The sequence below is a fragment of the Shewanella indica genome, from assembly GCF_033842865.1.
In the GTDB taxonomy this organism is placed as follows: Bacteria; Pseudomonadota; Gammaproteobacteria; order Enterobacterales; family Shewanellaceae; genus Shewanella; species Shewanella indica.
Genome location: NZ_JAWXXR010000001.1, coordinates 2,280,455 through 2,292,616, shown reverse-complemented (window position 1 = coordinate 2,292,616; position 12,162 = coordinate 2,280,455). Strand labels below are relative to the sequence as shown.

The window sequence follows — 12,162 nt, the reverse complement described above, 5'->3', positions numbered from 1 at the left end:
TTACCTTAAAGTATGACTCATCAACCCGATAAACATTTTAATAAAACGACTTAGCAGTCTTAGGAGTCTATGATGAAACTGAACAAAATAATGATGATGGCTGCAGGAGCAGCATTGGTATGTAGCAGTGCACAAGCAGTCGAGATAGAGTACTTCGCCGGGGCAGGTCTGGGCTACCAGGCTGATGAAATTGAGGGCGCAGTCAATAAAGACACCGAAGATATGAGCTATCAGGCACGTATAGGTATGCTGATTGAACAGCAACACCGTATTACCGGTACTTTTGGTTACATGGAAGATAAGTTCAGCGTTGCCGCCAACAACTACAAACAGGAACAATACAGCTGGCTGGTATCCTATGATTACCTATTGCCGGTGCATAAAGATGTCAATCTGTTCGCCGGTGTCAGTATGGGCGCCAATGACAACAAGATTGCCGGCAAATCTTCAACAGATTTCGTCTGGGGTGGTCAAGTCGGTGTCCAGTACAAATGGAGTGAACATTTCTCCTCAGACCTTGGCTATCGTTACCTGGCCCAGGACTATGAAAAGAACGGCATCGAAATTAATGACAGCCAGCAAGTATATTTGACCTTGGATTACAAGTTCTAAACTGTATTGACATAGTTTTCAAAGGGTACTGATAGTTTAAGTACCCGGGAATTTTAAACTCATTCTTCTTCATTCATCAACTATTGACCATTTGGCAAGTGCCAGTCAGCTTTAGGGCGGCTGGCATTTTTTTATCATATTGATTTTTATCATATTGGTTGTCATTTAATGTCTATGTCCCGCAAATAGGAACTTAAACCAGCAGCAAATAGATTGATGGGAAACAAGCCAATGGCAGACAAGCTTTCAGCAAGACCTTAGGCAATTGTGTAAGGTATGCTGAGAGTTAAATAAAAAAATCCGATGACTGTTAGCCACCGGATTTTTAACTTTATAAATGAAACTGCAAAGGCTCAGGCTTAACAGTTCACGATTTACCTGAGCTGACTATCTGTAACCTCAGTCTTCCACTGGGGAAACCACAAACAGCAAATCGCCTTGGGACACCTGTTGACCATTACTGTTGAGGATCCGCTCGATACGGTATTTCTTGTCCTCTGGATACAGCTCGGCGCCCTTGCGGTTAAAGCCTGCCAGTGTCACCTGAGAGAACATCTTCATCGCTTCGGTCAGTGCCAGCGTTTGATCGACAGTCACTATATCGCCTTCCTTGACGAAGTCGGCTTCGCCCGGTGCCGGAGAGGTATAGAAGATACCCGCGCCCTGAGCCAACACCTTGAGCTCGTTGGACTCACCCACACGCAGCGATTCGGTATCCACACCTTGAGTTTCGGCAGCGGCTTCCATTTCGGCGATCAGGGCAGGGATATCCAGCTCGGCCATCAGGCGCGGCAGATAGTTGGTGTCATACACGCCTTCACGGAAGGTCTCGTCGGCCAGGATCCGCTTCAGCAGCGGGATGTTGGTGGCGATACCCTTGATGACCACCTGATCCAGATAGTCATACATCTTGGCAATCACATCGTCCCGGCTTTCACCACGGATGATGATCTGGGCAATCAGGCTGTCGTAGTATGGCGACACTTCTTTGCCATCGGCCGCGATAGAGATGATTTCCACATCATCGCGCTCAGGCATCACGCACTCAGTGATAAGCCCCGGGTTTGGCACCAACTGCAGAACGCCCTGGCTGTCCAGTGCCGCCTTCTCGGCTGTCACCCGCACTTCCATCGCATAACCGATTTCCTGCGGCTGCAGATCTTCAATGGAGCGACCGGCTGCCACATCGAATTGGGCGCTGACGATATCAATACCGGAAGTCGCTTCGGTTACCGGGTGCTCTACCTGCAGACGGGTATTCATCTCCATAAAGTAGACTTCGTTGGCATCCAGGTTATAGATGAACTCAACGGTACCTGCGCCCATATAGTCGGTGGCATCACCCAGAGCACGGGTGTATTCCATCACCTTCTGCTTGAGTTCTTCAGGCAGCATGGTGGAACCGGACTCTTCAATCACCTTCTGGTTGTTACGCTGCACCGAGCAGTCACGCAGACCCAGTACCTTGGTGTTGCCGAACTTGTCACGCAGCAGCTGAACTTCAATGTGACGCAGGGAAGTCACATATTTTTCCAGGTACAGGTCACCGTTACCAAAAGCGGCAGCCGCTTCGGTGGAGGTTTTCTGGAACAGGCCAATCATATCCTCGGGGCGCTTAACCACTTGGATACCCTTACCGCCACCACCTTGTACCGCTTTGAGCAGCACTGGGTAGCCGATTTCGTTGGCCACGTTAACCGCTTGCTCGGCGTTGGTCAAAATACCGTGAGAGCCTGGTACCACGGGCACATTCTGCGCCTGAGAGGTCTTGATGGCGTTGGACTTGTTACCCATGGTTGTCATCGAGTGCACACTTGGACCAACAAAGTTCACGCCGTTGTTCACACACAGGGCAGCAAACTGTGGGCTTTCCGACAGGAAGCCAATCCCGGGGTGCAGCGCGTCTACCTGCTCATACTCGGCCACTTTCAACACTGAGTAAGCGTTCAGATAGGACTCGTCGGAAGTATTACCACCGAGACAAACCAGCTTGTCGTTTTCCTTGAGCATGTCAGCGGGAACCGAAGTCATATCAGGATCGGACGCCACCAGTACCACATTAATGCCATTATCGTGTGCCTTGCGGATCAGTTTCACCGCTGTACAGCCTCGGGCGTGTACCAGCACCTTGTCGATAGGCTTCATCAGGGCACGAGGATCGTCCTGAACTATCTCTTCGCTGACCTCTTCAACTTCAACCACCAGAGTCGACAGAGCATTGGTCAACACATCACTTATCTCAGCGTTAGGCATAGGCATTAGAGGATCTATGCTCTTGAGCTGTTCATCGAGCTGATTGCTGAATGGATTGTTGACCAGGCCATTCATCGCTCCGGGTACCTTGGACAGGTAGTTGGACAGAGTCGAAGTGGATGGCAGATAAGCAGGTACCACCATCTGACCGGCAAACGGCATATTGGTACCGGACAGATAATAAGTCTGCACCAGAGGGTGAGTCACGAAGGATGCCTGAGCTCCACCGGTACAGTCACCAAAACCGAACATCAGCACAGGCAGTTCGTTGTCACGCACGAAACGGGTAATACGATCGTTCACCACGGCCATGGAGAACAGCGCAGCAGCCCCCTCTTTGGTCTGCATACCGCCGGAGCTGATAAAGCAGATCACCGGCAGCCTGCGCTTGGCACACTCAATAAGCAGGGCGGAGAACTTCTCGGCACTGGCCATATCGAAGGCACCGGCCTGGAAGGCGGTGTTGGATACGGCAACCCCGACACGCAGCGCCTTACCGCCATGTTCAAAGTCTGCCAGACCCGTGATCAAACCGCAGGGGCGAATGCCCTTGTCGAGTGCATCTTCAATAGAGAGACGGAAGCCTGGGAAGTTGAGCAAGTTGGCCGACATCTTGTCGCCGTTGAGCTCATCGAAGTTCTTGAAGAACTTGGCGATGATATTTTCCCAGGTCATATTGCCGGCTTTCTTCTCGTCACGCAGCACCTTCTGGATCAGCAGATCCTGGTAACCCATGGTCAAACGGTTCCAGAAGTCCTTACGACGACCGATACGCACCGGGTTGATGGCACCTGTGTACTTGCCCTTATCCTCTTCACTGTCGAAGTATTCCGGCAACAGACGTTCGAAGAAGTAAGTCAGGATAACGAACAGCGAATCGTTCAGCTGTGGGAAACCCACGCTCTTCCACTGCTCAGTCTTGGTCAGCAGTTCAGCGCGGTTGGACTGTGACATGAAGTACTTCAGCCACTTGTAGAACTTGCTCTTGTCGTTGGCGGTATCCTGAGTGGAAATCGCCCGGTCGATAGACTTGTGCAGCAAGCCATCAACAGACTGACGCGACAGGCTCTTGGCCATCATGGCTTCCTTGGCGATAGAGGCCAGGTTACCCACGACATTGTCGTACAGCGCGTTAAAGATCAGGATGTTGTAACACTGCCAAATGAAGTCTTCACGCAGTTCTTCATTGACCACGACATCCAATACTGTCAGTTGGTTCAGTTCAGGCCAAGGCGCCTGGGTCACTTCTGCCGGCAGAGTTTCCAGATAGTGGATAAGCCCCTTGAAGTTGTTGGCGGCATTACTCTTCCAGCGGTGATACAAAGACCAACCAATGTTGAACAACAGCGCCTTACGGGCCTTCTTGTAGTTCTCTTTCGGCTCACCCAGGATCAGACGGGTCAGCATGTTGCGCTCGGTGGAAACATCATCACGCTTGGAGATGAAGTTACTCCACAGTTTGTTGAGTTCTTCGTCGTAAACCAGTTTATCCGGACTGGACAGCCAAGCCTGGAACACCTTCTCCTGCTCTTTCTGGATCCGGGCCAACAGATCCCCTTCCGGCACACTCACCTTGGACAGGCGACCATACTGATCCATTGAGATGGAGTGAATACGGCTACGCAGGGTCAAATAACGCAAATAACGGTAGGCGCTGCCGAACAGGTTAAGGTGCATGGTCGGGCTGATAGCAACCGACATTTCCGCGTTGGACTCCAACGCCTTGAGGCTCTTGGAAGGCTCGAGGAAACGCTTGAGGCTGCGATCATAATGTTCGCGCAGGTCATCGGATTCTTTTACAAACTGCACCGCAGCGCGCTCAATGGCTTCGATGGCGCTGATGATGGCGCGGCGCAGATTGTGCTGACGCTCATCGCGATCATAAGGAGAGAAATCCACAATGCCATCGATACAACCTGAAGTGTAAAGCTCTTCCGGGGACACGCCCACAGACTTGGCACACTCCTGCCATGAAAGGTTGTACTTGCGGGCAATGCTCTGCAGGCCCTGAGGCTGAATGGTGTTGAAAATACCATCACGCAGCGACAACAGTATATTGGCCGCCGCCAGTGGAATAGCCCCGCCCGAGTAGCCAGCACCAATCACTATACCCAGAGTCGGCACATCGACGTTGGCACTTTCGGCGATCGCCTTGGAAATAGAATGCGCCTGGTTGTGGCTGTTGGCCACTTCACCGGCATCGGCTCCGGGGGTATCAATCAAGTAAACGATGGGCATGGACAATTCGGCAAAATGGCGAATCGCCTCACAGGCCTGCAGGTGGTGCTCCGGCATCCAGGCACCGTTGGCCGTGGTGCGCTCCTGGGCGATAAAGCCGATGCGGCGGTTACGACCACCAAAATTCAGCTCTATTTCGGCGCTGTAGAATGGGCCGTTGTGGCTCTCGGCGATCATTTTGCCTTTCAGATCGGCAATGATCCTTTTGGCACCTGGGCGGTTCTTGTCCTGGGTAGGCTGGATAACTTTGGCAACATAGCCATCCACATCCAACTGCGCCAATGACTTTAAGTTACTCTGGATGGCATCGTCATCCAACAGACCCTTTATCTCTTCTGAAAGGCTCTGTTTGCTGTGCTCTGGGAACAGCGAAAAATCTTTAGCCAAATGCTCCGCCTGCAAAAACAGGGGATCCGGAGTCTGGGCTTGAGTCGTGTTTGCGGGCTGCTTCTTGCTGGTCATCTATCGATCCTCTGCTAAGCCTCTGAAATTTTTTAGCCAGTAAATATACCTTTGTTATCCCGTCAAATGCCATTAAACTGCCTTAGACGCTATGTTCCATTTTTGAGACAGTAATAAAAACATGCCAGATTTGAATGGGATGCTCCTATTTGCAGCAGTGGTCAGAGCAGAAGGCTTCTCTCAGGCGGCCCGTGAAACCGGCCTGCCAAAATCTACCATTAGCCGAAAAATCGCCCAACTGGAACAACAGCTTGGGGTACGTCTGCTGCAACGAAATACCCGCTCAATAAGCCTCACTCAGGTGGGCGCGCTCTTTTATCAACACTGTGACAGCATCTGCAACGAAGTGGAAGCGGCAAAAGCCACAATCGAGAATACCCATAACGATGTTTCCGGTTCATTGCGGATTGCGATCCCGGTTTCATTCAGCCAAGAGTTAATCGCCAATCTCTGCAGCGGCTTTATGCGTCTCTATCCTGGGGTCGAACTGGATGTACAGTTTACCGATGCCGATGTGGGCTTGGTAGGCGAAGGCTATGATATCGCCATCAAGTATGGCCCGCTGCAGCCTTCGGATCTTGTCGCCCGGCTCCTGTTTGAACGTCAGCCGATTCTGGTGGCAGGCCCTGGCTATCTCAAGTCCAAAGGAACGCCGGCAACCCCGAGAGATCTGGCCCGCCACGATGGTATCTTGCTGGGTACCTCCCGTTCGGCCCCCATCTGGCCGCTGGGAAAGGGTAGCCGCAAAACCATGGCCAGCTTCAGGCGCCGCACTCGGGTAAACAGTGCCATCATGGTCAAGCAACTGGCGCTGGATGATTTTGGCATCGCCATGTTGTCCCATTCGGTATGCAAGAACGAACTGGCCAGTGGCGCCCTGGTGCCGCTGCTGCAGGAATGGCCCATAGAGCCCTTCAAGGTCTATGGCGTCTACTCCTCCCGTCGGCAACTGGCGACCAATATCAGTGTGTTTCTGGACTTTTTCACCAAACGCTTCAACAGTCAGGAGTCACTGCAATCTTTAATGATGTAGCCAATCTTTGCAGATGAAAGTAGGCTGAGGAATCAATAACACAGCACACAAGTCGGCCTTCTCTGACTTATTTTTTGGCTCTCTATATTCCGTGCCAGCCATACTCAAGGCAGTAGCTGTTCCTGCTTGAGCACCTGTTTCACCAGTTGTTGGCGCAACGGTAACTGGCCGGCCGAGGCCAGATCCAGGTTAATGGCGAAATAGACAGTGTTGTCGTCCAACTCCAACCAACCGACCCACCAACCTATGGCCGGCGTATGCCGCACACCATAGCCTGTCTTGGCACGAATGATATAGTCAGTACTCGCTTCGGTCAGCATCATCTGTTTGACTATTCGCTGGCTGCGCTCGGACACAGGCAACTTGTTGTCATGCAGTTGCTGCAGAAAATCCAGCTGTTGAAACGCCGTTATCCTAAGTTGGCCGTCGAGCCAGAAACTGTCCGCTTGACCGCCGATATCCTGATTGCCATATTGCAGCTGCCGCACCATAGCTGCCATCACTTTGGGGCCTATCTCCCTTGCCAACTGCTGATACACAGGCACCACAGAATACTTCATTGCGGTGCGAAAACTCTGGTCCCGGTTCCAGGCAGCAATTTCACGAACCTTTCCGTCCCAGCTAAAACGACTGGTTTCATCGCGCACTGCCCCGGTTTGCAACGCAATAAGGCTGGAGGGGATCTTAAAGGTAGAAGCCGGAATAAAACCTTCGGCGGCGCGACTTAGATTGTTGGAGAGCCCCAAAGAACGCTTTTGATCCCAAAGCAGCAAACAGCCTTTAACACCTGCGGATTCGAACAGTTTGTCCCAGCGGCGTACCTCTTGCCACCCCTCGGCCGTGACCTCAGAGCCGACGTCACTGACCTTGGTCTGCGCCGCTGCCACAACCTGCGTTTGTTGAGCCAATAAACACAGCAACATGGGCAGCAGCAAATGCTTACTCAGGCGTTTTCTGTGCAAACCTTTATTCATCTCATTCCCCTTTTATTCCCGGCGGCCAAAGCAACAAGCATACAGCCCTGGAGTGAATAATGGTCTGGCAAAGCCCTGCTCAATTGTGGCAACAATCTGGCAAGGTAACAGATAGCTTTCCAGTTGCTGACGAGTGTTGCATACTTAACAAACGCATTACTTTACAACTCTATAAGCGAAAGGAACTGCCATGTTTAAGCCCAGCCTGGCCATAGCCCTGCTGTCGGGTACTCTGGTTTCTCTGTCGGCTCAGGCCGGTGTCGAAGAGGATCGCCTGCCTGCCGCCAACGAAAAAATGCCTCAAGTGGTCCAGCGCTATCAGGCATTGACTGATGATCTGGTAACCAAATACCGCCAACATACCGATGAGCTCAAGGTTACCCAGATGGTGGCGCACCAGGGGCAACGCCTGTGGCAACAGGCAGTCAGAGATGTGCAGTCAGGTCACAGCGACGATCGCTCCCTTTATTGGAGCCGGTTGCAAATGCGCGCAGAGCTAAGCAAACAATCGCCCAAGTTCAATATCGCCTCCTGGCAACGGCAGATACTCACCAAGGCGGTGGAAAAGTCATCCCGAGGTTTCAGCGATATCGACTTTAAGGATGATGTCAGCATCAAGATACTGCTGACCGGATTCGACCCCTTCTTTCTCGACCGCAATATAGAGCAGAGCAACCCTTCAGGTCTGGTCGCTTTGGCATTGGATGGTTACCGCTTTTCGGTTAACGGCCGTCAGGCGCAGATAGAGACTGTGATGATCCCGGTGCGTTTCGCCGACTTTGATGAGGGCATCATAGAGTCGCTGTTGACCCCGGTTTATCGCGACAAGAGTGTCGACATGGTGGTCACTGTCAGTATGGGGCGCAGCGACTTCGATCTGGAGCGCTTCCCGGGCCGCAACCGCAGCGCCGAAGCACCGGACAACCGCAATATTTTCACCGGCGCCAGTATACAGCGCCCTCTGCCCCCCAAGCTGGATAACGATACCCTCAATGGCCCTGAGTTTGTCGAGTTCTCCCTGCCGGTAGCGGCCATGCAAAGTATAAATGGCCGCTGGAAGGTCAACGACAACCATAGCGTCAGCACTATTTCCCGGGGCGAGTTTCAGGCAAGTAGCCTGAGCGAACTGCAAAACAGCATTTCGGTGGAGGGCTCTGGCGGCGGTTACCTGTCCAACGAAATCTCCTACCGGGCTATCCTGTTGCAGAACCAACTCGGCAGCCGCATTCCCACCGGGCATATTCACACCCCGAGAATTGCCGGTTTTGAAGCCGATACCGAAACGGCAATTGTCGAGCAGGTCAAAGCCATGCTGACAGCGGCTGCCAAAAGCCTATAATTCCTTACTCATAGAGGCGCGGTTGCGCCTCTGCTTATTTGCCACCAATTCATGCCAATTCGAGTTTTCTCATGCTGAGTCAGTTGTTCAGATCCCTTAAAAACGCCGACACCTCTGAATACAACCAAGCGTCTAAACCGCAGCCTGAAGCTGCCGCTAGTGAAGCGCAGCAGGCAGTGCTCGATGCAATAGAGCTTTGCTATCTCAAGGCGGAGGCCGCGCTGGGGCATGCACTAAAGCGCCCCTCGGTCAGCTTTGCCCTGCGAGGCCGCAGCGCCGGTACCGCTCATCCAACCGAGAACCGCTTGCGTTTCAATCCAGTACTGCTGGAGCAAAACCTGCACACCTTCACCCATGAGGTGGTTCCACACGAGATCTGTCACCTGCTCTGCTTCCAACTGCATGGCAAAACCCGACCTCATGGTAAGGAGTGGCAGAGCTTGATGCGACGGATCTACGGTCTGGCACCGCGTACCACTCACTCAATGGATATCAGTTCGGTCAAACCCAGAACCCTACCCTATCAGTGTGGCTGCGGCGTGGTGGAGCTAAGCATCCGCCGCCATAACAAGGTCATGCGGGGTCAGGCTAAATATCAATGCCGCCGCTGCGGCCAACTGCTAAGCCCTCAGCCATCCTGAGCCAAGTTGCCAAGCCTGGCGGCTTCTTTTACTATCTGCTGCAACAATTCCAAGTCTGACACCTGAAGTATCGGCTGTCGGCATCCTTAGCTATGATTTTAGGGAACAGAGTGATTTCATTCCTTCAGCGGCCGCTTGTGGCCCTGCCGCTGCTTTTGGCAGCCTCATCTGTGCTGGCTTCGCCCAGCCATCCAAGCAGTTTTCCCGAAGCAAAAAAACGCGCCAGGACTATCTACAGCCAAACCCTGCCGGCGGTCAGTTTCTACTGTGGCTGCGCCATCAAAATGGAAGGCAAGAAATGGCAGCCTGACTTGGAAAGTTGCGGCTATCAAATCCGCAAACAACAGACCCGTGCCAACCGCATCGAATGGGAGCACATAGTGCCTGCCTGGGAGTTTGGCCATCAGTTGCAGTGCTGGCAAAACGGCGGCCGCAAGAACTGCAGCCGTAACGACAAGACCTTCAAGCGCATGGAGGCCGACCTGCATAATCTGGTGCCCGCCGTAGGTGAGGTCAACGGCGATAGGTCCAACTTCAGGTTCAGCCAGTGGAACGCCAAGCCAAACCAATATGGCCAGTGTCAGATGACAGTCGACTTTAAAGGCCGTAAGGCAGAGCCACCGGCGCAGGCAAGGGGGCGCATCGCCCGAACCTACCTTTATATGCAACAAACCTATGGGCTCAAGATAGCCTCCAGCCAATTAAAGTTATTCAAGGCTTGGGACAAAAGCTATCCAGTTGATACTATTGAATGCCAACGAGATCAGGCGATTGCTACCTCTCAGGGTAATCACAATCCATGGGTGCAGGCTGCCTGCAGCCAAAGTGCCTTCAGTGGCAGAACACATTAAGCCTAAGGAACACAGAGCATGAGAGTGCCGAGAATTTATCACCCAGGTCCAATAACTGCGGGGCAAGTCCTGTCATTGGATGATGATGCCAGCGCCCATGTCGGCCGAGTGCTGCGGATGTCCAGCGGCGAGCAGATAAGCCTGTTCAATGGCGATGGTAAAGACTATCCGGCCACTATCGTCAGCGCCGGAAAGAAGGCCGTGGATGTGAACGTGCTGTCTGCCATGGACAATCCCTCTGAGTCCCCTCTGGATCTGCACCTGGGACAAGTGATCTCCCGCGGCGATCGCATGGACTTCACCTTGCAAAAATCGGTAGAGTTGGGGGTTAACACCATCACGCCACTGTTTTCAGAGCGTTGCGGCGTTAAACTCAGCGGCGATAGGTTAGAAAAGAAACTGCAGCAGTGGCAAAAAATTGTTATCAGCGCCTGTGAGCAATCCGGCCGTAGCCGGGTTCCTGAAGTGAGACCAGTCATGGAGCTGGCCGCTTGGTGCGCCGAGCCAACAACAGCATTGAAACTCAATCTGCATCCCAGAGCCGCTCACGGCATCAATGGCCTTGAGCTGCCAAACAACAAGGTGCGACTCTTGATAGGTCCGGAAGGCGGCTTGTCGGAGCAGGAAATTGCCATGACAGAAACCCAGGCATTTACCGAAGTTCTGCTCGGCCCCAGAGTACTGCGCACCGAAACCGCGGCGCTAACCGCCATTACCGCATTGCAACTCAGATTCGGCGATCTGGGTTAACCATTTTCCGCCCGGTGGGCGTAACGAATAAAGGAAAGGCATCATGATCAAGCTCGGCATAGTGATGGACCCCATCAAGGATATCAACATCAAAAAAGACTCCAGCTTCGCCATGTTGTTGGCGGCGCAGTCCCGCGGCTATGAGCTCTTCTATATGGAGATGCAGGATCTGGCGCTGCTGCAGGGCGAAGCCTGGGCCAAGATGCGGCCACTCAAAGTTCAGGAAGATCCCACTGATTGGTACCAGTTGGGTGAAGCGACCGACACGCCGCTCAAGGAGCTGGATGTGATTCTGATGCGTAAGGATCCACCGTTCGATACCGAATACATCTACGCCACTTACATGCTTGAGCGCGCCGAAGAGGCCGGGGTACTGATAGTCAACAAGCCACAGAGCCTGCGTGATGCCAATGAAAAGCTGTTTACCGCCTGGTTCAGTCAATTCACCCCCACCACACTGGTCAGTAGCGATCCGCAGCGGTTACGCGCTTTCCATGCTCAGCATGGCGATGTGATCCTCAAGCCATTGGACGGCATGGGCGGCACATCTATATTCAGGGTCAAGCAGGACGACCCCAACCTGGGGGTCATCATAGAAACCCTGACCAACTACGGCCAAAACTATGCCATGGCGCAGGTATTTATTCCTGAAATCACCAAGGGTGACAAGCGTATTCTGGTCATCGACGGCGAGCCTGTCCCCTACTGTTTGGCGCGGATCCCCAAGAAGGGCGAAACCCGCGGTAACCTGGCAGCCGGTGGCAGCGGTGTTGCCCAGCCTCTGTCAGAAAGTGACTGGGCCATTGCCAGAGCCCTGGGGCCAGAGCTTAAAAAGCGCGGCCTGATCTTCGTCGGTCTGGATGTGATTGGGGATAAGCTCACCGAAATCAATGTCACCAGCCCAACTTGCATCAAAGAGATTGAAGCGGCTTTCGATGTCAATATCACCGGCATGCTGATGAATGCCATTGAGCAAAGACTGCAACAAAAACAACAAGGATGAGACTCT

9 protein-coding genes are annotated in these 12,162 nt (G+C 52.9%); 7 read left to right on the top strand and 2 right to left on the bottom strand.

Annotated features, from left to right (window positions below):
- The first annotated feature begins 72 nt into the window (after positions 1 to 72).
- Entirely contained in the window at positions 73 to 612 is a 540-nt protein-coding gene (locus SIL79_RS10350) for a porin family protein (RefSeq protein ID WP_052248075.1), read from the top strand.
- A 399-nt stretch (positions 613 to 1,011) separates the two neighbouring features.
- Here the strand turns inward: SIL79_RS10350 and SIL79_RS10345 are convergent, their stop codons facing one another.
- Positions 1,012 to 5,565: an ATP-binding protein gene (locus tag SIL79_RS10345; protein WP_039034159.1), complete on the bottom strand. Its 4,554-nt coding sequence runs from the start codon at positions 5,563 to 5,565 to the stop codon at positions 1,012 to 1,014.
- 121 nt (positions 5,566 to 5,686) lie between these two features.
- Between SIL79_RS10345 and SIL79_RS10340 the strand changes: the two genes are divergently transcribed.
- Positions 5,687 to 6,598 carry a LysR family transcriptional regulator gene (locus SIL79_RS10340; RefSeq protein WP_025008920.1) on the top strand — a complete coding sequence of 304 codons (912 nt, stop codon included), beginning with the start codon at positions 5,687 to 5,689 and terminating at the stop codon, positions 6,596 to 6,598.
- Between the two features lie 104 nt (positions 6,599 to 6,702).
- Here the strand turns inward: SIL79_RS10340 and blaOXA are convergent, their stop codons facing one another.
- Positions 6,703 to 7,572 (bottom strand): OXA-55 family carbapenem-hydrolyzing class D beta-lactamase, encoded by an 870-nt coding sequence (gene blaOXA / locus SIL79_RS10335; RefSeq protein WP_319619243.1) that lies wholly within the window; start codon positions 7,570 to 7,572, stop codon positions 6,703 to 6,705.
- Between the two features lie 190 nt (positions 7,573 to 7,762).
- Here blaOXA and SIL79_RS10330 point away from each other — a divergent pair, with 190 nt between their 5' ends.
- The 5 genes from SIL79_RS10330 to gshB all read left to right on the top strand — a co-directional run bounded on the left by SIL79_RS10330 (position 7,763) and on the right by gshB (position 12,156).
- The gene (locus tag SIL79_RS10330; RefSeq protein ID WP_039034158.1) at positions 7,763 to 8,911 is read left to right on the top strand and encodes a pyroglutamyl-peptidase I family protein; all 1,149 of its coding nucleotides are present in this window, start codon (positions 7,763 to 7,765) and stop codon (positions 8,909 to 8,911) included.
- A gap of 71 nt (positions 8,912 to 8,982) precedes the next feature.
- Positions 8,983 to 9,552 (top strand): SprT family zinc-dependent metalloprotease, encoded by a 570-nt coding sequence (locus tag SIL79_RS10325; RefSeq protein ID WP_039034157.1) that lies wholly within the window; start codon positions 8,983 to 8,985, stop codon positions 9,550 to 9,552.
- A 113-nt stretch (positions 9,553 to 9,665) separates the two neighbouring features.
- Positions 9,666 to 10,403, top strand: a complete 738-nt coding sequence (locus SIL79_RS10320) for an endonuclease (protein WP_233962965.1) — start codon at positions 9,666 to 9,668, stop codon at positions 10,401 to 10,403.
- An 18-nt stretch (positions 10,404 to 10,421) separates the two neighbouring features.
- Complete coding sequence (gene rsmE / locus SIL79_RS10315; RefSeq protein ID WP_039034155.1) at positions 10,422 to 11,153, top strand: 16S rRNA (uracil(1498)-N(3))-methyltransferase; 732 nt, start codon at positions 10,422 to 10,424, stop codon at positions 11,151 to 11,153.
- Between the two features lie 43 nt (positions 11,154 to 11,196).
- Positions 11,197 to 12,156: a glutathione synthase gene (gene gshB, locus SIL79_RS10310; protein WP_039034154.1), complete on the top strand. Its 960-nt coding sequence runs from the start codon at positions 11,197 to 11,199 to the stop codon at positions 12,154 to 12,156.
- Positions 12,157 to 12,162: the final 6 nt, after the last annotated feature.